The sequence below is a fragment of the Nostoc sp. DedQUE08 genome, assembly GCF_034530895.1.
Taxonomy (GTDB): domain Bacteria; phylum Cyanobacteriota; class Cyanobacteriia; order Cyanobacteriales; family Nostocaceae; genus Nostoc.
In genome coordinates, this window is the sequence record NZ_JAVRCD010000033.1 from 25,252 (window position 1) to 49,982 (window position 24,731).

22 protein-coding genes are annotated in these 24,731 nt (G+C 40.6%); 3 read left to right on the forward strand and 19 right to left on the reverse strand.

Annotation, left to right across the window (positions count from 1 at the left end):
* Positions 1-31: 31 nt before the first annotated feature.
* The 5 genes from RMY64_RS21305 to RMY64_RS21325 form a co-directional block, all read right to left on the reverse strand.
* Complete coding sequence (locus RMY64_RS21305; protein WP_322701023.1) at positions 32-1,009, reverse strand: hypothetical protein; 978 nt, start codon at positions 1,007-1,009, stop codon at positions 32-34.
* 244 nt (positions 1,010-1,253) lie between these two features.
* Positions 1,254-2,474: an MFS transporter gene (locus RMY64_RS21310; RefSeq protein WP_322701024.1), complete on the reverse strand. Its 1,221-nt coding sequence runs from the start codon at positions 2,472-2,474 to the stop codon at positions 1,254-1,256.
* Between the two features lie 402 nt (positions 2,475-2,876).
* Positions 2,877-3,671 carry a hypothetical protein gene (locus RMY64_RS21315; RefSeq protein WP_322701025.1) on the reverse strand — a complete coding sequence of 265 codons (795 nt, stop codon included), beginning with the start codon at positions 3,669-3,671 and terminating at the stop codon, positions 2,877-2,879.
* A 479-nt stretch (positions 3,672-4,150) separates the two neighbouring features.
* Complete coding sequence (locus RMY64_RS21320; RefSeq protein ID WP_322675037.1) at positions 4,151-4,546, reverse strand: TIGR02588 family protein; 396 nt, start codon at positions 4,544-4,546, stop codon at positions 4,151-4,153.
* Entirely contained in the window at positions 4,543-5,430 is an 888-nt protein-coding gene (locus RMY64_RS21325; RefSeq protein WP_322675038.1) for a TIGR02587 family membrane protein, read from the reverse strand. The genes RMY64_RS21320 and RMY64_RS21325 overlap by 4 nt, the downstream gene beginning before the upstream one ends.
* A gap of 581 nt (positions 5,431-6,011) precedes the next feature.
* Here RMY64_RS21325 and RMY64_RS21330 point away from each other — a divergent pair.
* Entirely contained in the window at positions 6,012-6,194 is a 183-nt protein-coding gene (locus RMY64_RS21330) for a CsbD family protein (RefSeq protein ID WP_322675039.1), read from the forward strand.
* Between the two features lie 345 nt (positions 6,195-6,539).
* On the opposite strand, the gene RMY64_RS21335 is transcribed toward RMY64_RS21330, so the two are convergent.
* The gene (locus tag RMY64_RS21335) at positions 6,540-6,812 is read right to left on the reverse strand and encodes a hypothetical protein (RefSeq protein WP_322701026.1); all 273 of its coding nucleotides are present in this window, start codon (positions 6,810-6,812) and stop codon (positions 6,540-6,542) included.
* Positions 6,813-6,991: 179 nt separating this feature from the next.
* Between RMY64_RS21335 and RMY64_RS21340 the strand changes: the two genes are divergently transcribed.
* On the forward strand, positions 6,992-7,387 hold the full coding sequence (locus RMY64_RS21340; protein ID WP_322682858.1) for a hypothetical protein: 396 nt from the start codon (positions 6,992-6,994) through the stop codon (positions 7,385-7,387).
* 202 nt (positions 7,388-7,589) lie between these two features.
* On the opposite strand, the gene RMY64_RS21345 is transcribed toward RMY64_RS21340, so the two are convergent.
* The 8 genes from RMY64_RS21345 to RMY64_RS21380 all read right to left on the reverse strand — a co-directional run bounded on the left by RMY64_RS21345 (position 7,590) and on the right by RMY64_RS21380 (position 15,320).
* Positions 7,590-7,994: a type II toxin-antitoxin system VapC family toxin gene (locus RMY64_RS21345; protein WP_322682856.1), complete on the reverse strand. Its 405-nt coding sequence runs from the start codon at positions 7,992-7,994 to the stop codon at positions 7,590-7,592.
* 17 nt (positions 7,995-8,011) lie between these two features.
* Entirely contained in the window at positions 8,012-8,293 is a 282-nt protein-coding gene (locus RMY64_RS21350) for a hypothetical protein (RefSeq protein ID WP_322675043.1), read from the reverse strand.
* 108 nt (positions 8,294-8,401) lie between these two features.
* Positions 8,402-9,148 (reverse strand): urea ABC transporter ATP-binding protein UrtD, encoded by a 747-nt coding sequence (urtD, locus tag RMY64_RS21355; RefSeq protein ID WP_322682855.1) that lies wholly within the window; start codon positions 9,146-9,148, stop codon positions 8,402-8,404.
* Positions 9,123-10,241, reverse strand: a complete 1,119-nt coding sequence (gene urtC / locus RMY64_RS21360) for an urea ABC transporter permease subunit UrtC (RefSeq protein ID WP_322701027.1) — start codon at positions 10,239-10,241, stop codon at positions 9,123-9,125. The genes urtD and urtC overlap by 26 nt, the downstream gene beginning before the upstream one ends.
* 27 nt (positions 10,242-10,268) lie before the next feature.
* Positions 10,269-11,429, reverse strand: a complete 1,161-nt coding sequence (locus RMY64_RS21365) for an ABC transporter permease subunit (protein WP_322701028.1) — start codon at positions 11,427-11,429, stop codon at positions 10,269-10,271.
* A gap of 88 nt (positions 11,430-11,517) precedes the next feature.
* Positions 11,518-12,834, reverse strand: a complete 1,317-nt coding sequence (gene urtA / locus RMY64_RS21370; protein WP_322701029.1) for an urea ABC transporter substrate-binding protein — start codon at positions 12,832-12,834, stop codon at positions 11,518-11,520.
* A gap of 610 nt (positions 12,835-13,444) precedes the next feature.
* A complete protein-coding gene (locus RMY64_RS21375; RefSeq protein ID WP_322701030.1) occupies positions 13,445-13,867 on the reverse strand; it encodes an ester cyclase in 423 nt (140 codons plus the stop codon).
* A 313-nt stretch (positions 13,868-14,180) separates the two neighbouring features.
* Entirely contained in the window at positions 14,181-15,320 is a 1,140-nt protein-coding gene (locus RMY64_RS21380) for an FAD-binding oxidoreductase (protein WP_322701031.1), read from the reverse strand.
* Between the two features lie 545 nt (positions 15,321-15,865).
* Here RMY64_RS21380 and RMY64_RS21385 point away from each other — a divergent pair.
* Entirely contained in the window at positions 15,866-16,144 is a 279-nt protein-coding gene (locus RMY64_RS21385; RefSeq protein ID WP_322691158.1) for a hypothetical protein, read from the forward strand.
* A 171-nt stretch (positions 16,145-16,315) separates the two neighbouring features.
* Here the strand turns inward: RMY64_RS21385 and RMY64_RS21390 are convergent, their stop codons facing one another.
* From RMY64_RS21390 to RMY64_RS21410, 5 genes are all read right to left on the reverse strand, one after another.
* Entirely contained in the window at positions 16,316-16,699 is a 384-nt protein-coding gene (locus tag RMY64_RS21390; RefSeq protein WP_289799826.1) for a hypothetical protein, read from the reverse strand.
* A gap of 707 nt (positions 16,700-17,406) precedes the next feature.
* On the reverse strand, positions 17,407-18,297 hold the full coding sequence (locus RMY64_RS21395) for an isopenicillin N synthase family dioxygenase (protein WP_322701032.1): 891 nt from the start codon (positions 18,295-18,297) through the stop codon (positions 17,407-17,409).
* Between the two features lie 4 nt (positions 18,298-18,301).
* The gene (locus RMY64_RS21400) at positions 18,302-20,326 is read right to left on the reverse strand and encodes a bifunctional metallophosphatase/5'-nucleotidase (protein ID WP_322701033.1); all 2,025 of its coding nucleotides are present in this window, start codon (positions 20,324-20,326) and stop codon (positions 18,302-18,304) included.
* A 769-nt stretch (positions 20,327-21,095) separates the two neighbouring features.
* Positions 21,096-24,089 carry a UPF0182 family protein gene (locus RMY64_RS21405; protein ID WP_322701034.1) on the reverse strand — a complete coding sequence of 998 codons (2,994 nt, stop codon included), beginning with the start codon at positions 24,087-24,089 and terminating at the stop codon, positions 21,096-21,098.
* A 183-nt stretch (positions 24,090-24,272) separates the two neighbouring features.
* Positions 24,273-24,488 (reverse strand): hypothetical protein, encoded by a 216-nt coding sequence (locus RMY64_RS21410; RefSeq protein WP_322701035.1) that lies wholly within the window; start codon positions 24,486-24,488, stop codon positions 24,273-24,275.
* Between the last annotated feature and the right edge of the window lie 243 nt (positions 24,489-24,731).

Sequence of the window (24,731 nt, forward strand, 5' to 3'; positions counted from 1 at the left end):
GAGTTCAACGAGTTACAACGCTAACATGACATTAAGTCTTGACAGGTAAATGAGAAATTGTCCATAAGATGAGCAGGAAGATTAAGTAAATTGCGCCAATTATCCCAAATTCAATTAGAGGAATATAGGTTACTTCGTAAATTCTGCCCAAGCCGCGTTCAGTCAGTGCATAAACGGCCAGGACACTCACTAAAAAGGCTCCGTAGATAGTACGTTTAGCCCAGATACCCACAGGTAAACCGTGAAGCTGAGTAAGCACGAGAATACCAAAAAAACCAAAGAGAAATGTGGGCCACTTGCTTTGTCCTAGTATTAATGACACGATTACACTATGTAAAAGCACTGAAGCCTCCAAAGTAAATGTCCACCAACGGTTTACATGGGTGCGGTTAAAAATCAAGGAAGATTGGAGCAGAAGCAAGAACATATAGAGAAAACCAATCAAGTGCCCCAAAGTCGCTTCCATTGGGTGATACCAGAAGGTGTAGATAGCGGCGAAGGAGAAAAAATAGCCGTGGTACAGCTTGATAATTTGCAAAAACTGTTGATGGAAGGGAACAGAATTGCCAAAAAATAAACCGCGTCGAGGTGTTTCTAAAATCAGTACGAAGACTAGTAAAAGTACAACTGCACCTTGAGAAGCCCAAATTGAAGTATCTTGAGCTAGAGCATCGTACCAAATATATGTTTGGAGAAAGTGTAAAGCGATAAATCCACCATTGATGGCAAGCATGAGGTAATTTATCGGATGCAACGCTGATTTGTATTTCAACTGCGATCGCTGCGCCCACAAGATACACGCCCAGATGCTAAACTGATGCCCAATGTACATACCCCAAGCCGTTGCTCGACTCCAAAAGGTTGGTTGGGGAAGTTTCCAGTAGTACCAGTTTAATCCTTGGTCAGGAAGTTTGATAATGCTTGCAGGAATGCTCCCACCGATCCAAATTCCGTAGGTGAGGAGGATGCTTACAAAGATACCTAAAAATAATACTCGGCGACCAGTCATAGTAATTTTAGATTTTAGATTTTAGATTTTTGATTAAAAATTTTTAATCCAACGTGAGTTCGACAAGCCCTTTTTTGACCTCTCCCCCAACCCCTCTCCGACACGGAGAGGGGAGCCAAAACCCTAATTTCTCGTTGCTCCTCCCTTTCCCCGTGGGAGAGGGAGGCTGGGAGGGAGAGGTTCATCGAACTCACGTTAATACAAGGCTGTTTCAAAAAATTATTAAACTTTGAAATCAAGATTGTCAGGCGATACGTTCTGTTTTTGATTCAGATGCACTTTTCGTTACTCGAAAACTAAGAGTTAAAGCTACTAGCATTACTAAAAATCCACTCAAAAAAGGAGCAGAACTTCCAAATTTCATAAAACTCGCCCCTGCCCATGTTGGCCCAGCGATGCGTGCCAATGCAGAGCAAGAACTGGCAATTCCTAATATTTGTCCTTGTTCTTCTGGGGCTGTCATCTGGGAAATCAAGCTGTTCAATATTGGTTGACTAACACTAATTCCCCATGCCACAAGTGTGGCGGCGACTAATAATAAAATTAAGCTTTGCGAGAATCCAATTAACAGTAATCCTAAACCTAATCCTAATATCCCCAAGATAAGTAACTTGATTTCACCTAATTGTTTCTTGAGAAATCCGATTAGTCCTCCTTGAATGATTGTGCTGACAATCCCCATGAAGGCAAAAAGATAACTAGCTTGTTGAGGGCCCCAATTTAATTGCTGCTTAGACCATAAAGCTAATGTAGAGTCCATAGCTGCAACAGCAAAGGTGACTAAAAAGTAGATGCCAACAAGTACACAAAACTGCGATCGCTGTGACAACTGTAACAAGTTTAGCGATTGCTGACGGTGGCGATGAAGTTGAATTTTGGCTTTAGTCTCAGAATTTAGAGATTCTGGAAGTAATATTAAAGCACAAAGAAATGCCAATAAAGATAATCCGGCTGCAAACAACGACGGTAGATGAAAGTTAGCGTTGTTCGGATCTGACCCGATTAGAAGACCTCCAATCGCTGGACCGAGAATGAAGCCAAGACCAAAAGCCGCGCCGATTACACCCATGCCACGAGCTCGATTAGTTAGCGTAGTAATATCTGCTATGTACGCTTGAGCAGTGGCAATATTCCCTGACATAATCCCGGCTAGACTACGAGCAATAAACAAAATCCATAAGGAGTTGGCAAAACCTAAGCCTGCGTATGCAATTACCGAACCGAATAAAGTCAGTAATAAAATCGGACGGCGACCGTAGCGATCGCTAAATCTGCCCCATAATGGTGCAAATAAGAACTGCATTAAAGAATAAATAGCTACAAGTAAAGTCGCTTCATTAGGTTTTGCACCAAATTGTTCGGCATACAAAGGCAGTATCGGCAGAATAATTCCGAAGCCGAGCAAGTCTATAAATACAGTCAAAAATAAGACGAATATAGCCCTGCGATTATTTTTACTCTCCATCTGGGCAATGCCATTTTATAAAAAAGATGTGTAACTTGAATTAGCTTTCTGCACAGCAGGGAATGCTCGATCGTAAAGACCTATTGAATACAACCAGTAATCAGTACAAGCAAAGTGTATGAATTTCAGTGTGGTTGAGCAAAATAGCATGGAACAAACCCATAATAAAAATCAAGCCAATAATACTACTAATGAAAGCAACAATAATTTCGTGCTTCCGTATGGCTTTTTGTATCTTAGCGTCTATGATGTTTTCTAATTCTTTGTATAACATTGAGTTGAACTTGGTTAAAGACAATAATTATCTGAAACTTACGTTACTTACATAAGTTAGAGTATGTCCGAAATCTCTAACTTATGTCTAACTTATTAAATGAAAATTATTTCAATGCAGCGCGAGTGTCAAGAACTTTTACGTCGTTTCAAAACACCACCTGAAATACCAAAAGCTAATATCGCTAAGGTATAAGTTGGTTCGGGAGTTGCAAGAATACTTACCTGATTAATAGCCAAGCCGTATTGTGGAGCAGAACTGCTAAAAACAAGCCGTGAGATGTTTGGAGTATCACTACGAATCCCCAAGAATACTGCCGAATTATCTAATGCTAAAGATGAAATATTTGGAACTGAGAAAGTACCCAATAGGTTATTAGCTTTATCAAAAGCGGCGATCGAATTTTCAATTTTCAATTTACTAGTGTCTACAGCTATCTGAGTTCCAGCGCCAAAAACTGGCTGGGCAAAACTAATCGAAAAAGGCCCGCCGTTTCCCTGAGTACCAGGATCGGGAGTACCGGGAGGAAGAGGAATAAAACCTGTTGGGTCTATACCTCCGAAGAGAATAAAATCACCTAGAGTGAAGTTACTCCGAATGCCAGGTGGAGGTAAAGTTTGAAAAACAAATGGTGGAGTAATTTGAGGCTTATTAGTTGGAGTTATATTTATATTCAAGCCTAAACCACGTTGCGATGTTGCTGAAAAAGAGTTAGGTAGAAAAGCCGAAAAATCAGGGGCAGAAGGATTAAAGACTTTACCTAAACTTTCCCAATTAACTTCATCATTGCCTCCTAAACCAGCGCGGTCAGTTACTAAAAATGTAGCGGCTTTAACTGGTAATGGGAGAACCGTTATTATAGCTGCGATCGCTGAAAAATATTTTACAGATAACTTAAATAATTTATTTATTGTAACTCCCACAAAGTTTTCTCCTTAATTTTTTAAGATAATATCATCAAATGCAACAATTAAATATTCACGTTCAGACAATGCTTTGCTCAGATCGAGATAGTGAAAGCAACTGCTGCGATCGCACCGACTGAGCTTAAATGTTTCATTACCGCCATTACTAACCAACTTGTTATTGTCTTCTCCAGCATCAATCAGGTTATTTCCAGATTAGTAGAGATATTATTATTGCCTCCACGAGTAAAAATATACTCGTCACTACTACCTAGCAAAAAGTTATCGTTAGGGGAGTACCAGCAACGATAGATATAAAATATACCTTTATAGTTTTGTAGATCAAATGTATTCGATCGTCGTAATAGTCCCATATTACAACGATCGCAATTATAAATTTCTGATGAAATATACTTAAAAATAGTTAATCCGATTTTATATCTCTGGCGAGAGAAAAAAATACGATTACCTATTTCTTAAAATTATATGTCAGTACCTTATGGCAATTTATAGCTACCAACACGTAGATTTAACTGACCTTGGCGCGGGTTATGGCTGAATATAAATGCGCCTTCTTCGCTTTCCCCACTAGATAAAAAGTCGATTTGTTGCTCTCCTGTTTCTGTAACTTTGCCGTCAATCATTAACTCAGCTATAATCTGAACTGACTCAGCTGTATCTCCTCCATTATTCACAACTTCAAAAGGAACATAAAACTGGCTATTAATTTCTCGAATTGTTTGTTTTTTAGTGACAGAAAGGACGGGAGGTTGATTTTTTTCGTTCAGCCAAGTGTAGCCTACTAGAATCACAATGGTTGCTAAGATGAATGAGGCGATGCTGAATGTTATCCACTCAGCTATTGAGCGCTTTGGTTGTTCTGTTTTAGTCATATTGCTAATCTTCCGGCTGCACCACCAATGGTTGCGGGTAAACCCAGTATCAATGTGTGATCTAACCACATTGTCCAGGGGTCGCTAAAAGTTAATTTTTGAAAGAACCACAGCATAAAAGCGCCTGCTAGCAATGATACTAAGTAGGACATAATAGTTTCGCTCGATGGTCGTTGAAAAATTCCCTTTTGCTCTTTACGTTTTTGCTGGTTAGAAAAACCTGCCTGAAATACAATGCCATAAGAAATCAGCAAAGATGCGGCGATCATTGCCAACTCCCAAGGTGGAGAAGTTGCGGCTGCAAGCATAGGAATTTCATCTGTGGGAGCGATGTTAAATGCAATTATGGTTGCACCAATCAGGGTTCCACCCACATCCACAAAAGTGGCGTGTAACTCATCACCTTTGTTCTTGGTTGTGTTATTTTCGCGATCGCTTCCTTGTCCTTTTCCATTAGTGTTTTCAGTCTCTCCCAAAAACTGATTCGCTAATGCTACACCGAGAGCGAAGGGCACACTTTCAAAGATAATTTTACCTAAAGATTCCTTTAGGGAGGTTTCTGGTGCCAATTCTCGCAATAGTAACAGCACAAAGGTAGAACAAGCTATGCCGATCGCGATCGCTTCGATGGTATCGATTGCGGCTTGATGAGCGAGACCTGTATATCTGCGTTTCCGAAAGCCTTCTGTATAATTGAGCAAGTAAACCACAATAAACATTAATGCGATCGCCGTCATGATAAATTGTGCTTTCGCCAGCGATCCAATCCACCAAACCTCCATTGTGTACAGCAAGGGTATGCCAAACAAAAAACCTCCACAAGCACCTCGAATGATGTCATTAATCTCATTCTTCCAGATATTTTTTTGACTTTTCGTTGGCACTCCTTTATTTTCCTTTTATTTAAATTTTGTTTTAATTTATAGTTCATTTATTGGCGAAAAAGTTATTTGTTTAATATATATAAATTTTATTTATCAGATTTTCATGTTTTGTAATATCTGCTACAGTACCGATCGGCATCTATCTTAAGATAATATAATTTACCAAAATATTCTCTCGGTTGATGGAAGTAAAAAACAATACATAACTGTTAGATTATGTAATAGCTTTAGGGACTTACAAGTAATAAGATAAGCAATATTTTATTACTTGTAGGGTGAGCGTCTTACCCGTCCCGTGAAATGGGCGGGCTTTTCGTCCCACTTTGCAAGTAGTAGTAATTTATCTATGACTTACGCAAGTGTCACAAAAAAATCGGATTTGTAGTTTGTAGTAAGCGGCTCTAGCCCTTATATTGAGGACTTTAGTCCTCTCTTCTCTGCGAGAGGCTACGCCAACGAGACGCTGCGCGTAGCTTGCTTCCCCGGAGGGGTACACTACGAACTGAAAATAATATCCCAGTTGCGTAAATCCTGTTATCTTGCGAGTTCTCTGAATCAACTACAAGCTGGAGATAAAAACCATGAGTGTCGAAAAGAGAATAGAAGCGACTGTAAAAAATATTGAAGGAAAAATTCAAGAGATTGTGGGTGAAGTCACAGGTAATCCACAAGATAAAACTGAAGGACAAGCAAAGCAAGCTGAAGCCCAAATTGGTCACACCGTAGAAAATATTAAAGACGAACTGAAAAAAGTTTTAGAATAATTTCGCTAGTCTAGTATAAATAGCGATTTTAACGATGAGTAACTCCTAAATTTGTAACTTGATTGCTCCACTTTCTATAAGTTAGTGGGGTTTTTTATGGCGTTAAATCTGAAAGTATAGGAATCCATTTTGATTCCTGAAATTATTTGCGTAGGCAGGGAATAGGTAATAGGGAACAGGGAACAGGGAAGAAGGAATAAAAGTAGACCTCTTGCAAAAGTGCTTTTTGCAAGAGAGGGGAAAAGGGTAAAGGTTAAAGGGGAAAGGGAAAATAACAAACCTTTCCCCCTTTCTCCTTCCCCTTTTCCCGACAAATGCCAAGAAGTGTAGTGTACTGAGTTTTTTTCAAAAATCAAATACTCTCAAGTCTGTAGCGACTACTCTCAAGCCTGTAGCGACTACTCTCAAGCCTGTAGCGACTACTCCCAAGTCTGTAGCGACTACTCCCAAGCCTGTAGCGACTACTCTCAAGTCTGTAGCGACTACTCCCAAGTCTGTAGCGACTACTCCCAAGTCTGTAGCGACTACTCCCAAGTCTGTAGCGACTACTCTCAAGTCTGTAGCGACTACTCTCAAGTCTGTAGCGACTACTCTCAAGCCTGTATCGACTACTCTCAAGTCTGTAGCGACTACTCTCGTGTTTTCTACCTCTTGCCCTCGTATATGAGTAATTATATACCGGGATATTACTGGTATAAGCGAAAAATTTTGCGATCGCAATTTGCGATTTATGCTGAACCAGAATCGGGTTTAATTAAGGCAAGCTAGTTCTAGAAGTATCTTAAAAGAGAAAATTTATGTCTCGTCAAAAACGTACATCCCGCGTTTTAGAAAAAGCTGAATTAAGAGCATCTGGAATGAAATCGATTATTCCAAGCATTAAATTTGAAGAAGATTATACTTTAGAAAAACTGATTGATTCAATCGAACAGTTACGTAATAAAATTGATGTTCATAATAGCGCTCTGGCTATAGTTGACTCTACTTTAACAGAAGTTGAAGATATGGAAAAAAACTTGAAGCAGTTTTCTGAGAAAATGTTAATGGTGGTTGCTATCAAGTACGGTAAAGACAGCGCTGAATATGAAATGGCGGGTGGTGTTCGTAATAGCGATCGCCTCCGCAAAATGAGAGCGAGCCGCTTAAAAAATATTGCAGAGCAAGCATCAGATAAAAATGAGAAAACTGCATAGAAAATGAGATAATATTATTTTGGATTTTGGATTTGAGATTTTGGATTGAACAATCTAAAATCTCAAAGGTGTTTCTACTTATGCTAAAGCAAGCTTTTTATCACAATTGGGATGTCCACAATTTTCTATTTGTTCGCCAGACATTAGAAATTTCTATGGAAGATATAGAGATGAAAATTTCATACAGAGGTGCAGCGCAGTGTTAGCCTGCTGACTGCAACAAACGAGTAAAACCTTCTTGCTCAAAGTGTTTATCAGTTGTTAATGCCTCCATAATTCCTTGCCTACGCATTAACACAAAGCTTACAGCATCACATAATGAATAGGTTTTATCTTGTCTTGCTAACAATAAATCTATTGCTTCTCGATGTAGCCGCTCATCAACCCATACAATTTGAACGTTTGAATTGTTGATTAGTTCAAGGCTATATGAGAGTACAATTGAACGGGAAAAACCTCGAACCAATGCTAGAGCCACTAATTCTGCTAAAACATAGTTGTGCGTAAGCCGACTTCTGCTTGTAGTAGCAATCAGTTCAACTGCCCTTTCATGTTGTGGCTCATCTTTATGGAGAAAGCAGAGCAATCCTGACGTATCAAGCAGCATTATCTACATTCCAATGTTTAAAAATCATTGGCATAAGCTTTTGCCAAGTCAGCATCAATGCTTTCGTTATCTATACCTGTGGCATAACCCAAGCTAATTGCACCTGCATAACTAAGTAACCGTTGACGTGCTTCTTCTGGCTGAACTTCTGGTTGTAGCTTTGCACCAGTCAGAAGACCATGCTGCCCATCAAGAGATGTCACAATCAATTCTGCTACCGAAAGCCCGATGGCATCAGCTTGCTGCTGCAAAGCTGCATAGACATCATCACTTAATTCCAGTGTTAGCAGTTGGCTCATAAGAATAAACGATTTCAACTAAAGCTAGGGCAATTATAGCTTTTTCCACAAATACTCGGTCACTAAGCTTGTGACTATAGTATATCTAAGCCTTGTAGAGCTAAAAATTTAGTCTTCCTGTTTTCCCAAATATACTTCAATCACACGAGAGTCATTTTGCACTTCTTCAAAATTACCTTCGCACAGCACCGAACCTTCATGTAATACTGTCACTTTCTTAGCAATTTGACGCACAAATTCCATATCATGTTCAATTACTAAAATTGAATGACTCTGCGCTAGTGCTAAAAGTAGTTCGCCAATGTTGTAGGTTTCTTCATCTGTTAAACCAGCAACGGGTTCATCAACAAGTAATAAATCAGGTGACTGTGCTACTAACATCCCAATTTCTAAACGTTGCTTTTCTCCATGAGAAAGTAAAGCTGCTCTGATATCGGCTTTCGGCGTTAAACCAATGGTTTCTAATAATCCTTTAATATTATTCTTTTCAACAGCATGAGAACGTTCAAACAAAGTAGAAAAGACATTTTTCTTCTTGTGACTGGTAATGTCTAAATTTTCACGAGGCGTTAAGTTTAAGTAAATTCGGGGTGTTTGAAACTTGCGTCCAATTCCCAATCGGGCAATTTTATATTCAGGTAAAGAACGCAGGTTTCTTCCTTTGAATAAAACTCGCCCCACGGTTGGCTGAACTTTCCCCGTAATCACATCTAGAAACGTTGTCTTTCCCGCACCATTTGGGCCAATTACGACTCGTAATTCACCCACATCCATACTAAAGTTAAGCTGGTTTAAAGCCTTAAAACCGTCAAAGCTAACAGTTACATTTTCAGTTTCCAATATTTTCGCGTTCATGTTGCACTTCGGGGTCTTCTTCTAAAGTGGGATATGTAGCAATTTCTTGACGACGGTGGAAAAGAGAAATATTCTGACTGCGCAACCATCCCACAATGCCGTCAGGAAGGACTGTAACGACTATCAAAAATAGTGCGCCTTGGAAAAATAGCCAGATTTCGGCAAATTGTTCGCTTAAAAAAGTGCGGGCATAATTGACTAACAAAGTTCCGACAATCGCGCCAATTAAAGTAGCGCGTCCGCCTACTGCTACCCAAATCACCATTTCAATCGAAAAGGCAATATCCATTGCTCTGGGTGATACAGAACCACTTTGAATGGTGTAAAATGCTCCTGCTATACCTGCGATCGCACCGGAAACTGCAAACACCAATACCTTAAAATCTGTAGGGTCGTAGCCAGAAAATCTTACCCGACTTTCATCATCACGAATCGCTATCAACAACCTCCCAAAGCGTCCAGTTGTCAACCAGCGACAAATTCCGTAGGTGGCTGCGAGAAACACTACCGTCAGCGTGTAGAAAATAAACTGCGTCTTGGCATCGCTCACCGTTGCCCCAAACAAAGTTGTAAAATCTATCAGTCCGTTCGTGCCGTTGAAAAATTGTTGTTGACCGTTAAAGAAGTTGAAAAATACAATCGTTCCGGCTTGAGTCAAGATGGAAAAATAAACTCCCTTGAGGCGATTTCGGAAAACCAAATATCCCAACAATCCCGCCAATAACCCCGGAATTAATACCACCAAAGCTATTGTCAAAGGAAACGAATAAAAAGGCTGCCAAAAGGCGGGAAGTTCTGTAACCCCATAAAGCCCCATAAAATCAGGCAATTCTCCAGTAGGGACTTGCAGCTTCAGGTACATTGCGATCGCATATCCACCCAAACCAAAGAAAATACCATGTCCCAAACTTAGTAAACCAGTATAACCCCAAATCAAATCGATACCCAAAGCTGCGATCGCCAGCGATAAAAATCGCCCCAACAAATTTAGGCGAAACTCCGACAGTAGCAGTGGCATAACAATTATAAGGAAGAGTGCGATCGCGATCGTCACCCCCACCTCAATTAATAACCCTCCTCCCCTCTTCCTCATTCTCTGCGTCCTCTGCGTCTCTGCGGTTTAAACATCAACAGTACGTCCCTTCTGCGGAAAAATTCCCCCAGGCTTCCACTGTAAAAACACAATAATCAGCGCAAATACCATCACCTTCGCCATACTTGTCGTTGCAAAAAAAGTAAAAAAATCAGTCAAAGGTTTAACAGGAGTCAACAACAAAGCCAAAGTCCCAGAACCAATTAAAAAATTAGCCGTACCAATACCCAACGCCGCCACAATCGTCCCGGCTAAATTGCCTACACCCCCAACGACAACCACCATAAAAGTATCAATAATATAGTTTTGTCCCGTATTTGGCCCCACAGAACCAAGTAAACTAATCGCACATCCCGCCACACCAGCTAAACCAGAACCCAGTGCAAAAGTAATCGCGTCCACCTTTTGAGTTGGGATACCCAAACAAGCACTCATACTCCGATTTTGTGTTACCGCCCGAATTCTTAAACCCCAGCTAGAACGTTGTAAAAATAAGTAAATTCCTGCCACACAGATTATTGTTAAAGCAATAATAAATAACCTGGCAAAGGGCAATTGCACACCACCTAAAGATATCCCTGCTTGTAACCAAGTCGGTGCTGTTACATCCACATTTTGAGCGCCAAACCAAGGTTGAGTTACTGCTAACTGATAAGTTTGACTCAATAAATTGCTCGTTGTGATTGTCACCCCTAGCGATAATAAAAATATCACTGCCACAATCCAGTTACGAACCCTTCCCAAATCAGTACGAGAATTTAAAATCCATAAACCTCCAAAAAACAGCAGAGAAAATAAGCCGATACCAATTATCAATACCCAATTCACACTGCGGACAAACTGTTGAAAAATTAAACTTACTCCCCAAGTTGCTAGTAAAGTTTCTAATGGGCGTCCATAGAGATAACGAATCACACCTTTTTCTAAAATTAATCCCACACCTGCCGTGAATATAAATGCAATAATCAAAGCCAAAAATATATAGACTTCAAACCACACCCCACCCAATTGCTTACATACATTTTGCACAACAAATGTTGTATAAGCACCAAACATCATCAATTCACCATGCGCCATATTAATGACGCCCATCAAGCCAAATATAATCGCCAGCCCCAACGCCGCGATTAATAATACCGCGCCAATACTAATACCATTAAATACAGCTTCTAAAAATCCTGCTAACACTTATTTCTCCTTATTTGTCATTGGTCATTTGTCATTCGTCCTTTGTTATTCACCAATGACTAATGACTAATGACTAATGACTAATGAATTAAACTTTCTTGTACTTACCACCCTTAGCAGGGTCACTCCAATCACAAGCAAATCCTTTAGTTTCTTTCACAAATTGATTCCAAGGAACCGGCTCAACTGCTGTCGGAGTAGCATAGACAATATCAAATAAACCATCTTGTCTAACTTCACCAATTCGCACAATTTTGGATATGTGATGATTGGCATCCATTGTCACTTTACCTTCAGGCGCATCTAGAGTTTGACCATAAGCCGCAGCGCTTACCTTAGCTATGTCTGTAGTACCAGCTTTTTGGACTGCTTGTTTCCACAAATAAACTGCAATATAGGCAGCTTCCATTGGGTCATTTGTCACCCGATTTTCACCGTACTCTTTTTTGAAAGCTGCTACAAACTTCTTATTAGCAGGTGTGTCTATTGTTTGAAAATAGTTCCAAGCTGCATAATGACCTTTGAGATACTCTACACCAATTGCTTTCACTTCTTCTTCGGCAATACTTACAGACATGGAGGGATATTTATCTGGTGTCAATCCAGCCCCTTTTAATTGTTTGAAGAAAGCAACATTGCTATCACCATTTAAGGTGTTGTAAATCACGCCCCCATTGGGCAAATTTTGCTTGATTTTAGTGATAATTGGTGTAACTTCTGTATTACCAAGAGGTAAATAATCTTCACCAACTGTTTTTCCGCCTAAAGCTTCCAGTTGAGCTTTAATGATGGTATTAGCTGTCCGAGGAAAAACGTAGTCAGAGCCAACTAAGAAGAATTCTTTGCCCTTATTTTTTAACAGCCAATCAACAGATGGTTCGATTTGTTGATTGGGTGCAGCGCCAGTGTAGAAAATATTTTTAGAACACTCTTGACCTTCGTATTGCACGGGATACCAGAGCATGTGGTTTTTGCTCTCGAATACTGGCTTAACGTTCTTGCGGCTAGCAGAAGTCCAACAACCAAAAACTACAGCGACTTTATCTTGATCGATTAGCTTAGTTGCTTTTTCTCTAAAAGTATCCCAGTTAGAAGCGCCATCTTCGGTAATTGCTTCAATTTGTTTACCTAAGACACCACCAGCTGCGTTAATTTCTTTGATTGCTAACTTTTCAGCATCAACAACGCTTTTTTCACTAATAGACATCGTACCACTCAAAGAGTGCAAAATACCTACTTTGATCGTGTCACCAGCAGTAGCCGCCGCTGGAGAAGCTGTAGGAGGTGCGGCTGGACTTTCTGTCGCAGATGGAGAATTATTCGCGCAAGCTTTCAAAAAAAAGCTGCTACCAAAAGTTAAAGAACCGTAGATTATAAACTTGCGTCGGTTAAATTGTCTTCTCATCTTTGTATGAATTTTACTGTAGATGAATCAGCTAACTTAATAGAAAGCTGACAATATCAAACTTTAAAGTGTGATAATAGTGCGATAGTTTACTAGTAAAAAGTGACGCCTTATACAAAAATCTTTGTTTTTGTAATAAAAAACAAACTTTTTAAGATTAAGCTTTATTAACTTTATAAAGATTCTCATATCTATGCAACACGTTATGGAAGAACAAAAGCTTTCTCTTCCAGAAACGTCTTTGATTCTAGACAGTTAAAAACTGCTAAGTATCTAGGCATAAATAAATTTTAAGTTTGTAGTAAGGACTTTAGTCCCGATAATCCTTGCTCTGAGCGATAATATCATGTCCGCCAAATTACCCATAATAAAAGAACCCCACCCCCAACCCCTCCCCGCCTGCGGGGAGGGGAGACAAAGCATAGCTTTGGCGGGGTGGGGTTCTTCGGGTTTAATAAGCAATCAAGCGGACATGATATTATCGCTCACTACAAACTAGGAGTTTATTTTATATTTAATTATGTTTACCTACTTATCTGTTTTCAAAATTTTGGTCTGTGCTGAACAGGTAGCTGGTTAACACAACAATAGTTTTAATCAACTACTGCTATTACTCAGATATTCCTGGTTCAATTCGTGCGCCAAGCTGAAGAACTCGTCCAAGGTCGTCAGCGTTTCGCCAGGTTTCGACGATCTTACCATCAACAATATAATGAATGAACGTAGCAGTGAATGTCTGTTGACGGCCGCGACTTGGTATGCCAAAAAAACTCTCTTGGATGCAGGTATTAGTCGCACGCACAACAACTTTATCACCTTCAGCAATTACGTCTTCGATTGTCCATTTCTGCTCGATAGAGCCAAATGAACCAAAGAGTTTGCGTACCCCTTCAGGGCCGAGGGGAAGTCCTGGTAAACTACCGTGCATTTTCCAATTTGGGGCAGTTATCTCGCAAATTTCTTCGATTTTATGCTCGCTAATAAGTTCCATCCATCGTTGAGCAATGATTTTGTTGTTCTCAATGGAAGACATTGCTGCTGTTCCTCTACTGAAAATTAAGCGAACTCTAGTTATTTATTTAGACAGACAAGATGCACTATTGTCAATTAACCAAGTTTGAGATTGAATTAAAATCAGTGCAGCGCTTAATGTGTCAGCATCAGTAATATTTGTGTTTTTCACTGCGGGGCTTTTAGGGACTTCCAGTTGTCTTGTTCCCAGTCTCCGACTGGGAATGCCTGCCTTCCTAGAGGCTCCGCCTCAAGACTTGCGGCACAGCCGCCGCAATTGAAGTGCATTTCCAGCCAGAGGCTGGAAACGAGGTTTGAAAAGGGTTTTAGGGCTTTTAGATTAGCATTTGTGTAATAATTTCATCTTCTTTGCCAGTTGCAAAATTAGCAAAGCGCTTTGCCAAAGGTGGTATAAGTACTAGGGGATTGCTAAATCCAGAGAAAACATGAACGCCTTCAAATCCTGGGATAGCACCAATTAAGGGAAGTTGATTGCTACTAAATGCCACTAAGCAGTGATACCAAGTCCCTGGTAAATGCTCTAATGCTGGTAAAATTTGACCAGCACCTTTTCGCAACCATTTTTCGCTTACGTCTGAGTTTACCTTGGCATGAGGATCTGCGATCGCACGGCTAATTTGACCGATGCGGATACTACCATCTTGAAACTGAATCGCACCCACATCTAAAATCGGTGCTACTAAATCATTACCAAGTTCATCCCATAATTCATCAACTTGAGTAGATTCAGCTTCTAGTTGAAACCGTTGCTGATTCGCTGGCATAACTAAGGTGCGTAACCTGACATCAACGGGTGGGGTTTCAATGATTTCTTCATGGGTAAAATACAGCTTGATGGAAACACCAGCAGATTTGAGAAGCTGGCGGCTGAGTCCACCCGCACAAACGACAACGTTAGCGCTGTGAAAAGTTGCAGTGGTGGTTTGTACGCCATCTTGCAATATTTGCAATACTTGAGTAATCTGCATTTCACCCCCAGCCCGCTCAAAAGCTTGGATGTAAGCTTGTGCCGTTTTTTCTGGGTTAATATGACCGTGTTTGACAGTTAAAGCCCCAGATATCGCCTCTCGATTTAGCTGCGGTTCCAACTCACAAGCTTCTTGAATATCGAGTAAATGGGGTGGAATAGCACAATCATTATATGATGCCGCAGTTGCTTCTGGGTCGTTATCGGCTGAAACAGTCAGTAATAAATCTAATTCTCGAAATTGAATATCAGCGTCTAACTCTTGAGATAGGATATGGTAACGTGCGATCGCTTCTTCGCACAATCGCCGAGTTAGTGGTGTACTACCAGACCAATAGGCAAGCCCACCATAACTATAACGAGTTGCATTTTGTGGTGTAACATTTTGTTCTAGCAAAAGTACAGCAAAACCTTTTTTCGCTAGTTCGTAAGAGAGTGTAGCACCCGTAATTCCGCCACCAACCACAATCCAGTCGTAGGTTTTCATATTTTGCAAATTATAAATAGCTTAAGGTAATTCGTAATTGATAATGACGTTCGCGGAGCGTCTCAAAGAGAAGATAGTAATAGTAATTCATCAATCTCTTGAAGATTACCAAGAAATAAATTATCCAATCTTGTGGGGTGGGCGTCTCGCCCGCCCAAGGCTTGGGGCGGACAAGATGTCCACCCCACAAGAAAAATTGTATGTTTTTTTATTTGTCAGTCCCTAAAACAATAATTTGTACTCAGTTCTATAGATATTTCAGTAACTAATATTACTAAAATTATGCATAATTTATTTTCGTTAAAACTCGATAATTACTAATAAAAATTTTTCAATTACTGCTTAATAAGTATAAAATTATACATTAATATCAGAATACGATCGAGGCGATCGCTAAATCCCGCAAAGAAGACAGCGTAGGCATAGCCCGTCGTAGACATCGCCCCTATCTAAACCCCAAGATCGATAAAGGCGATCGCCAAATCCCGCAAAGAAGACAGCGATCGCCTTTATATAAACCCCAATATCGGAGTATGAATATCATCATGTCACAATTACCAGAATCTGCCCAGTCCAAGTTAAAACAGTTTTTGTCTGGGGAAAATTTCGATACATCCACCAGCCATCAACCAACCCAACAACCATTACCCCGGCGAGAACCGATAAAACATACATTGATTGGTTCTGCCAAAGCCGTTACCAGCACCATCCACTATTTACAAGTAATTGGTTATGCCAGCGTTGGAGACTGGAGTCCATTAGTACCCACCGAGAATCCAGATAAGGTGATGAGCATTTTAATCCGCCAGATTCTTATCCACTAACCTAAATGTCGAGACGTTGCAATGCAACGTCTCTTTTCTATTCGATTTAGGGACTGATAAATAAAAAAATATACAACTTTTATTGTGGGGTGGGCGTCTCGCCCGCCCAGTTCATAGGGCGGACAAGATGTCCACCCCACAAGAGTGGATAATTTATTTCTTGGTAATCCTTTACAAAGCAGTAGGTGCGGGTTCGCCGACAGCTGAAACCACGTTTTTACGCACATTACGCTTGCGATCGCTTTTACGAATACCTCCAGCCATCTGATATTCATAGCTATTCTTACCAAATTTATAAGCAATACCACGCAAAATTTGCTCAGAATAATCTGCTAAATCTTGCTCATTTTCAAGGATCTGGGTTAGCAAGACATCAATAGTGGAGAGGGTAGTATTGTATGCTTCTAGAGATTGTCGCAGGCTTTCGATTTTTCCAGTATAATCTTTGACTGACAATCCCTCTCCGACATCTAGACTTGAATTGATAGATTTAACGCTTGCTAGACGTGTTTCAGCTTTACCAAGAATACGTGAATTACGTTTTGGTCTTGCCATAATTGTTACTTATTTTTCAAATTTACCATAACTCAATAATGGACAATTGTTTCAAAAGTTGTCATACGTAAAATTATTGGTTTTTATTTAAAAACCTAAAATTTAAGTAATTTCCGGCGACTTCTGATAACGTGAAGGCGGAATTCGATCCAGAGTGCGCGAAACACTCAAACGTGAAGGCAAAATTCGATCCAGGGAAGACGGAATTCGATCTAGAGTGCGCGAAACACTCAAACGTGAAGGCAAAATTCGATCCAGAGTGCGCGAAATACTCAAACGTGAAGGCGCGGTGTACACACATCTCTAAAAATCCTACTCACCCAATATTTCTGTTCAAATGAAAGTCCTACACTGAGCAAATATCCCGCCCGGAACTTTAGTTCCGGGCTGATAAGCGAAAGTCCTCTAAAAGAGGACTAAACTAAATTTCTTGTTTAGTCTTCTTTTAGAAGACTTTGGTTATGAGACTCGGAATTTATTCCGAGGCGGGATAGATACACTGCACCAACACTTGTGTGTACACCGTAGAGGGGTTGGGGGTGGGGTTCTTTTATTATGGGTAATTTGGCGGACATGATATGAGAACTTAAAACTACGTTCAATAATTGAGAACATTCTCAACTATTTATCGAAAGCTTAAAAACCTGCCTTTGAAAGGGGAATAAAGGGGGGTCTATTCAACTTATGCAAGAGGCCTACTTTCTTAATTACGAATTACCATAAGTTGCTTGTAAACGTTGTAAAAGATATTCTCCCGCCAGGATAGGCGGATAGATAGGCGATTGTTCTTTCTGGCAACTCTCCAAAGAACTAATTTCTGTATCATCATTAGGATGACAGAAAAAAGCCATAGAATACCGCGACTGATTCACTCTTTTATCAGTGGGAATCATCACTCGATGCTTAGTTGAGCAAAATTGATGATTTGTCCACCGTTGCATTAAATCGCCAGTATTGACTATTACAGTATCAGGAATTGCAGGCGCAACAATCCACTCTTTAGATACTGTCTGTACTTCTAACCCGCCAACCTCATCTTGGAAAAGTAAGGTAATACTGCCATAATCGGAATGCTCGCCAGCACGTACCTGTCCGGGTTTAGGTGGTGTCTGCAATGGCGGATAGTGTAATAGTCGCAAGGTATGATTTTGTTGATTATGTCTGATAGTAAAAAAATCTTCTGGCAATTCCAATGCCAACGCATAAGCTTGTAATATCGTATTAGCAAGTTCTGTACAACCAGCGTAGAAGGTGACAAGAGAAGCATCTATCCCTAGCGCTTGTTTGTTGACATTAAATGCTTCTTTTAAATCGCCTGGTTGATTGGGGTTAAGACGTTCTCTTTCAATCCCAACGTAACCCATATTACTAAATTCATCACTCCAAGCTTGTTTTTGCTTAACTTCTAAAGTTAAATTGAAAAAAGATTTGCTGTGAGTGAATACTTTCTCGATTAGGTCTTTTGATATTCCCGAATTTTGCAAGTACATGAAGCCAATTTCATGACAAGCCTCATAAATTTGTTTGATGACAGCTTGCCGATTTATTGCGTTGCCCTTAGTAAAATTAGTGAAATCAATTACTGGAATTCTAACCATTGATTCAAAATACCACATCTTTACGCAGCTTCAGATTTTGAATGCGAGTATCTTCGGTAGCTGGTACATCCTTCTGAGCAAATGGAATCTGTTTAAAGTTAGCAGCCAGATATTCTGCTAATGCATCTTGTTCAGAACCATCAGCAGCAAAGGTAGCTAAACCTGTACGTTTAGCATCTTTTGATATCAAATCAACTCGTTCTCTTTTAGGAAAAGGATAACCATCACCACCATTTGCGAGGAAGTTTAAGGTGACAGCGCGGAAGATGCGATTAGAGTCACCCACTAACTCTGCATTTTTCACCACTACATCAATAATTTTGCCTTTTCCATCTTTGATAGCTAGGGATTTAACACGCTTACCTGCTGGCAAATCTGGATCAAAGCTAAAGGCTAATCCCGCTATTTGGGGAAAACTGCCAGGGGTAGCACCTGTTGCGATGCCTGCTACACTGTGTTCAATTATTACTAGTAGTTCCTTATCATTCAAAGTCACTAAAGTCAAGCCATTGTTGAACCGTAAAGCATTGGTGATATCAAGTTGGGAAATTTCCTTTTCTTTCTTACCTGCCACAGGATTTGCTTGGGGTGGCAGTTTGATAACATCCCGCGAGCGAGTCGAACCTGGGGGAAAGGTATATGTACCAATATTGTCACGGATACCGCCACCATTTTTAATGGAAATGACAGTTTTAGGATCGTATCTCTTTGCGATCGCTAAATTAGCTTCAGCTGTCAAATTCCCTAAATTGGTTTCTTGGGTGCGGACATCACCCCGCCAGCCGTTGAGGAAAACGTTGGTTTTCCCAAAAATCTGACCATCTTGGGCAATAATCACTTTTTTGAGCGCTTCTGTAATCGCAACAATTTTAGCATCGGGTTTCCCGCCTACAGCTGCTACCCCTTGGGAATCAGTCGCATAAGCACCACTAATTTTGGGGTCAATACTTTTAGGAATAATTACTCCCTTGGCATCAAAGTTAACTACTAGACGACCGACATAGCGATAGTTACCATCGGTATTAACTACAGCTATCGGATTACCATCTGCGGCTTTTTTGATGATTGGATAAGTTCCAGCAGATTTATCACCCACTCGCAGACGGTCTGTTTTGTCGGCTAGTAAGGTATTGGAACCACCAGCAACAATAATGTCTACTCCCTTAAGTAATTTTGCTAGCTTTTGTTCAATCACAATTTGCTGCATGTGTGCCAACAAAATGACCTTATTAATCTCTGGATTTTTTGTCAGCAATGTATCAACAGAAGTTTGAATTTCAGCAGCTAAGGCAGCGATATCTGCGGCATCGCGGTCATTAAATTTTTTAGGCAAGACAGTCACACCACCGGGAGAAGAAATAGTCCGCAGTGTGGGAGTTGTTGCCCCAACTACAGCAATTTTTTCACCATTGACAGTAATAATGGTGCTACGGGCAATTTTATTCGGAATTTTATTTGCCTCTTGCGCATCAGCAGTAACTAATTTTGCCAGGTCTTTATCAGTGCTGAAGTCTAGATTTGCGCTGAGATAGGGAAATTTTGTACCTGGGTAATCTTCTTTAGCACGCAGCAAGTCAGCGACAACACCCGTACCTAAATCAAATTCGTGATTGCCAAAGGCGATCGCACCAAACCCAAGAGCATTTAAAATTAAAATATCTCCCCGCCCCTGTCCACCAAAAGCTGTGTCACTGGCAAATAAAAAGGGACTGGGAATATAAGCATCTCCAGATGAAAGAATTAAGGTATTAGGATAATCAGGCTTACCGTCGCGATTAGCATCCTGATTTTTCAGTGCATTCAACACCGCCGAAAAGTTCGGTGCATCCTTCAGCGCCGGGACACCTGCTTCTTGGTCGGAAGTATGTAAAAGTTGTAATGTGAACCCTGACTTCTGTGCTGTTTTAACTTGCACCACACCACCAGCAGTTCCTAAAAATAAAAATATGCTAGATATAATCAAGCTAGTCTTTAAATCTCGGCGATTAAACTTACTGAAAAATTTACTTTTCCGATTTAAAAAAGACATAATAAATTTTCTAGCTGATCACTGTATTATAAATATCCCATAATAAATATTTCATAAGATAATTTTAATATTCCTTTTCATCTTCATATCTGATTGGAAATTGCCTATGTATAGATAAAAAGCAAGAAAGGTGGGAAAAGTAGGAAAAGTAGGATGTTTTCTATCACCCCTTGATTATCAGGTTATTACACGGTAATTTGAATCTTATGTGCAGCTTTTGAAAAGGAGTTTGGGGGTATGTAAAAAAGTCACTGCAATTTTGAAAGGAAAGTTTTCAAATGAAAAAACTGAAATAAAATAGGGAACTTAGAGTTAAAAAAATGCGCTTTTTTAACTCCTTTTATATTAAAAGTTAATTAATAATCTACCTTTCCAGGGCAATTGCAAAGACTGCGAAGAACTTTTCTACTTTCAGTAGACTTTTGTACTCAATGAAAAATCACGTAGCAATCGCCAGTGATAACCATTAGTTGCGATCGCACGAATCAAGGGATACAAAAAATCGCCTGATATGTATACCAATTCAATTAATGATTGCAACACATCCTTGGGTAAAGACGCGACGCCAGTCGCTACAACGGGAAGGCAGCGCGGTCTTGGGGGTTCCCCCCATGAGCGACTGCCGTGGGAACCCCCGCAACGCGCTGGCTCATGAATCGCGTCTCTACAATGTCTCTACAAATGGTCTATTTGTTGCATTCTTTTCTAAAAAATAAATTATCCCAAATTATTTATAGATTTGTAGGGGCGCAAGTCCTTGCGCCCCTACTTAACCTGGCGGGGCTGCTTCTTCAAAGGGACGGATAATCGCTGGGGCTGGTGTCACTTCTGGTTTAAAGATTCCCTGCAATGCTTGTTCTAAGGTTTGCGCCATGACAATCCGGTTTTCGTAAGCTACTACTACTCGTACCAAGGTTGGCAGACTATTCTGTGTGGCTTCTATATAGATTGGCTCGACATACAGCAGCGATTGCTGAATGGGAATTACTAGTAGATTACCTTGAATCGCTCTCGAACCCTGGCGATTCCATAAGGAAATTTGCTGAGAAATTACTGGATCTTGGTTAATCCGCGCCTCGATTTGCTCTGTTCCGTAAATCAGGCGTTCTTTAGGAAAGACGTATAGCAGCAGCTTACCGTAGTTTTTGCCATCCGATCGCGCCGCTAACCAAGCGATTAAATTAGTCCGCTGTTTGGGAGTATAAGGTAAAAACAGAAGAAATTCTTCTCTACCAGAGGCTTCGCCAACAAAGTCTCCGGTGGGTAAACTAGTAATCAAATAATACGGCTCTACCGGACGGGGTTCGCTACCATAGATTTCATTCGGAATCTGCCACTGGTCTTCCCGGTTGTAAAATACTTGGGGGTCGGTCATGTGGTAAGTCATCAACCGCTCAGATTGAATTTTGAAAAAGTCCTCTGGATATCGGGTATGACTGCGGAGATTAACTGGCATTGTACTGAGCGGTTTGAACATATTGGGAAATATCGCTGACCAAGTGGCAATGATTGGATCGCTTCGATCGGCAATATAAAACTTTACAGTGCCGTGATAGGCATCGATCGCTACTTTGATAGAATTGCGAATGTAATTGATACCATCGCTACCCGTGTCTGAATAGGGATAGCGATCGCTGGTTGTGTAAGCATCAACAATCCAATAAAGATAACTGGGATTACTGGGGAAATCTTGATTAGCAGCAGCAGCGACTAAATAAGGATCGCTGTCAAATTTGAGGAAGGGTGCGATCGCTTGAATTCTTTGCTTGACATTTCGTCGCAGTAGCACTTTTGTATCTGGTAAAAAGTCCCGCGTCAGCACCATCTGCCAATCTTTCAAATACATTGCAAATAGCCACCGTCGCCATATTGAACCGATTTCAACGCCACCTAGACCCTCATAAGAGTTGTAAACATTATCACTACCGCTAGGATAGTCTAGCTCTCTAACTCTTGTGCCAGTCATTACATAAGTATTCGTAATTTCACCGTAATAAATCCGGGGTTGCCCAATCGGAATACTTTCACGAACGGCTTGATTAGAAGTTGTGAGAGCGCTACTATTACCGCTAATATCTTTAACAAAATATTCTGGTAGTCCACCCGGCCCAACTGTATTAACTGGACTAACAGTAAACCCGAAACCGTGGGTATAAATTAAATGACGATTAACCCATGTTTGAGCTTCCTGTGGTACGGCAGTGTAGTCTAATTCTCGCGCGGCAATTAATACTTGCCGCCGTTCTGTTGAGTCAACTGCTTCTTGCTTAGGTTCTGGTGGCTGAGGTGAAGGTTCATCTGTTTTGAGAGTATATCGATCGATATCGGCATCGGGAAACCGATAATACGGGCGAATTTGTTGCAGTTGACGATTAGTTTCTAAAAGTGGTCGCTCATCCCAAAGGCGAATATTGCGAATTGTCGAGGCATTCTTTTGAATATCAACTTCAGTCAGTGTTCCTTGCGGGTTGAAGCTTCTAGAATCGATCGCCTCTAAATCGAATGCTTGACGAGTTAAGGCAATAGTCCGCTGAATGTAAGGTTGCTCTCGTTGCAACTCATTAGGTTGAACAATTAAATATTGCACCACAGTAGGTAAAACAACATCAGCAGCTACAACTAATACTAAATAAACCCCTAACCCATAAAAGAAAAAGCGACGATACCGAGATTTGGATTTCCAGAAAAACGTTCGCCAAAGGAGGTAAGTTGCGATCGCTACTGCCACAATCCCCAAAACCGTGTAAGCTGGCAACTGGACTGTCACATCCGTATAGCTAGCACCATAACTCACTCCCCGGCTAGAATACACCAGTTCATAGCGACTTTGCCAATAACTAAAAGCCACTACCAGCATCAACAAGCCACCCATACCGAATAAATGACGCTGTTGCTGGGGTGAAAAACCAGGGAAAATCCCCTGACTCAAACTGTCAGCCGACAAAAGATAAGTGAGAGTAACGGCGACGAAGCCATACAAACATAAACCCATCAGCCAGAGTTCTAGCAGTTCCCAAAAAGGTAAGGAAAATACGTAAAAGCTGATATCTCGACCAAATAAAGGCTCAGTGCTGTTGAAAAGTGTAGGGTGCAAATATTCCAGCACCTTTGGCCAGTGTCGAAAGATGATGAAGGCAAAAATGGGACTAGAGAGAATTGCGATCGCAGTCAGTAAAAATTGCGGATAGATTAAAATGGCGATCGCTACTCCCCCAATTAAACCGAGATACCAAACTTGAGAGACAATCTGCTTCAAAAGTTGCCAGATTGTCTCCGGTCGAAATAGAGCGGGAACGGGTAGAATAGCCTGATTAACTGGAGAATGCCAATAGAAAAGAGCAATTTGACCATAGTGAGCCAACATTAACCCAATTAACAAGCTCAATATCAGAGTTAAGGGTAATAACCAGCGCAATTTTAATGCTTGAGGGCGTTGTGGCGTAAGTATCCGGGTTTCGTTGCGTCTTGGATAATTAGGACTGAGAAAATTTGTTAATTCACTGTTGAGTTCTGCTTGCTCAATCTTTAACTGGGAATATTTTAGCCGTTGTGCTAAAGCCAGGTTTAACAGTAGATAGGCAGCAGTTATCCCAGCCACGACTACCCACAAAATACCACGAGTCAGCAGCCTCAACAAAAATACTTGCAGATAGCCGACTTCCCGAAACCAAAAAATCTCTGCTCCCAAACGGCAACCCAGATCCAACAGTAGCCACAGCCCCAAAAATCCGATTAATAGCCTAAAGCCCCATTTCCAATACATTGATATGTAATTTAAGAAGAACGCCAATTTTCTATTTGCAAACCGTTTACTCTTTGAAATTCTCGAACATTAGATGTTACAACAAAAAGCTAAACCACATCTAGTTTGCATATCTAAAATTTATATAATTTTTGTGGGGTGGGCAACATAAGCGCCGTAATTATGCGAGTAAATAACCCATCATTAAAACTCGATTTCGTTAGGTGGTAGCAGTTTGTCTCGATAGGACTCAAAAATAATACTTTCTACTACACCTTGATGTTGCATAATAGTTTCTGGCCAAGTCATGGGTTTTGTTTCTAAGAAAGTAACAAAGACTTTGCTTTCAGTAATGCCTTGTGGTTTTTCAGCTAGTTCGATTTTGCCGTTTTTATAAATTCCTTCAATGGTTCGTAGCATTGTTTTTACCTCCTATCGAAATTCTAGTAGTACGGTGTACACACAAGTCTCAAATAGTTGATTAACTAAGGTTTTACCCCACCCTAACCCTCCCCTTATAAAGGGGCTACGGTGTACACACAAGTCCTTTTCACCCCCTCTAACTCCCCCTTGCAAAGGGGGAGAACCGGATATTTCCCCCCTTTGCAAGGGGGGATTAAGGGGGGTAAATCCAGGATTCGGGCTTCATTACCAAGATGTGTG

Excerpts from the sequence above, each read along its gene's own strand:
- RMY64_RS21305 (WP_322701023.1), bottom strand. The coding sequence starts at position 1,009 with ATGACTGGTCGCCGAGTATTATTTTTAGGTATCTTTGTAAGCATCCTC.
- RMY64_RS21310 (WP_322701024.1), bottom strand. The coding sequence starts at position 2,474 with ATGGAGAGTAAAAATAATCGCAGGGCTATATTCGTCTTATTTTTGACT.
- RMY64_RS21320 (WP_322675037.1), bottom strand. The coding sequence starts at position 4,546 with ATGACTAAAACAGAACAACCAAAGCGCTCAATAGCTGAGTGGATAACA.
- RMY64_RS21330 (WP_322675039.1), top strand. The coding sequence starts at position 6,012 with ATGAGTGTCGAAAAGAGAATAGAAGCGACTGTAAAAAATATTGAAGGA.
- RMY64_RS21340 (WP_322682858.1), top strand. The coding sequence starts at position 6,992 with ATGTCTCGTCAAAAACGTACATCCCGCGTTTTAGAAAAAGCTGAATTA.
- RMY64_RS21345 (WP_322682856.1), bottom strand. The coding sequence starts at position 7,994 with ATGCTGCTTGATACGTCAGGATTGCTCTGCTTTCTCCATAAAGATGAG.
- RMY64_RS21350 (WP_322675043.1), bottom strand. The coding sequence starts at position 8,293 with ATGAGCCAACTGCTAACACTGGAATTAAGTGATGATGTCTATGCAGCT.
- urtD (WP_322682855.1), bottom strand. The coding sequence starts at position 9,148 with ATGAACGCGAAAATATTGGAAACTGAAAATGTAACTGTTAGCTTTGAC.
- urtC (WP_322701027.1), bottom strand. The coding sequence starts at position 10,241 with ATGAGGAAGAGGGGAGGAGGGTTATTAATTGAGGTGGGGGTGACGATC.
- urtA (WP_322701029.1), bottom strand. The coding sequence starts at position 12,834 with ATGAGAAGACAATTTAACCGACGCAAGTTTATAATCTACGGTTCTTTA.
- RMY64_RS21375 (WP_322701030.1), bottom strand. The coding sequence starts at position 13,867 with ATGTCTTCCATTGAGAACAACAAAATCATTGCTCAACGATGGATGGAA.
- RMY64_RS21380 (WP_322701031.1), bottom strand. The coding sequence starts at position 15,320 with ATGAAAACCTACGACTGGATTGTGGTTGGTGGCGGAATTACGGGTGCT.
- RMY64_RS21385 (WP_322691158.1), top strand. The coding sequence starts at position 15,866 with ATGTCACAATTACCAGAATCTGCCCAGTCCAAGTTAAAACAGTTTTTG.
- RMY64_RS21390 (WP_289799826.1), bottom strand. The coding sequence starts at position 16,699 with ATGGCAAGACCAAAACGTAATTCACGTATTCTTGGTAAAGCTGAAACA.
- RMY64_RS21395 (WP_322701032.1), bottom strand. The coding sequence starts at position 18,297 with ATGGTTAGAATTCCAGTAATTGATTTCACTAATTTTACTAAGGGCAAC.
- RMY64_RS21400 (WP_322701033.1), bottom strand. The coding sequence starts at position 20,326 with ATGTCTTTTTTAAATCGGAAAAGTAAATTTTTCAGTAAGTTTAATCGC.
- RMY64_RS21405 (WP_322701034.1), bottom strand. The coding sequence starts at position 24,089 with ATGTATTGGAAATGGGGCTTTAGGCTATTAATCGGATTTTTGGGGCTG.
- RMY64_RS21410 (WP_322701035.1), bottom strand. The coding sequence starts at position 24,488 with ATGCTACGAACCATTGAAGGAATTTATAAAAACGGCAAAATCGAACTA.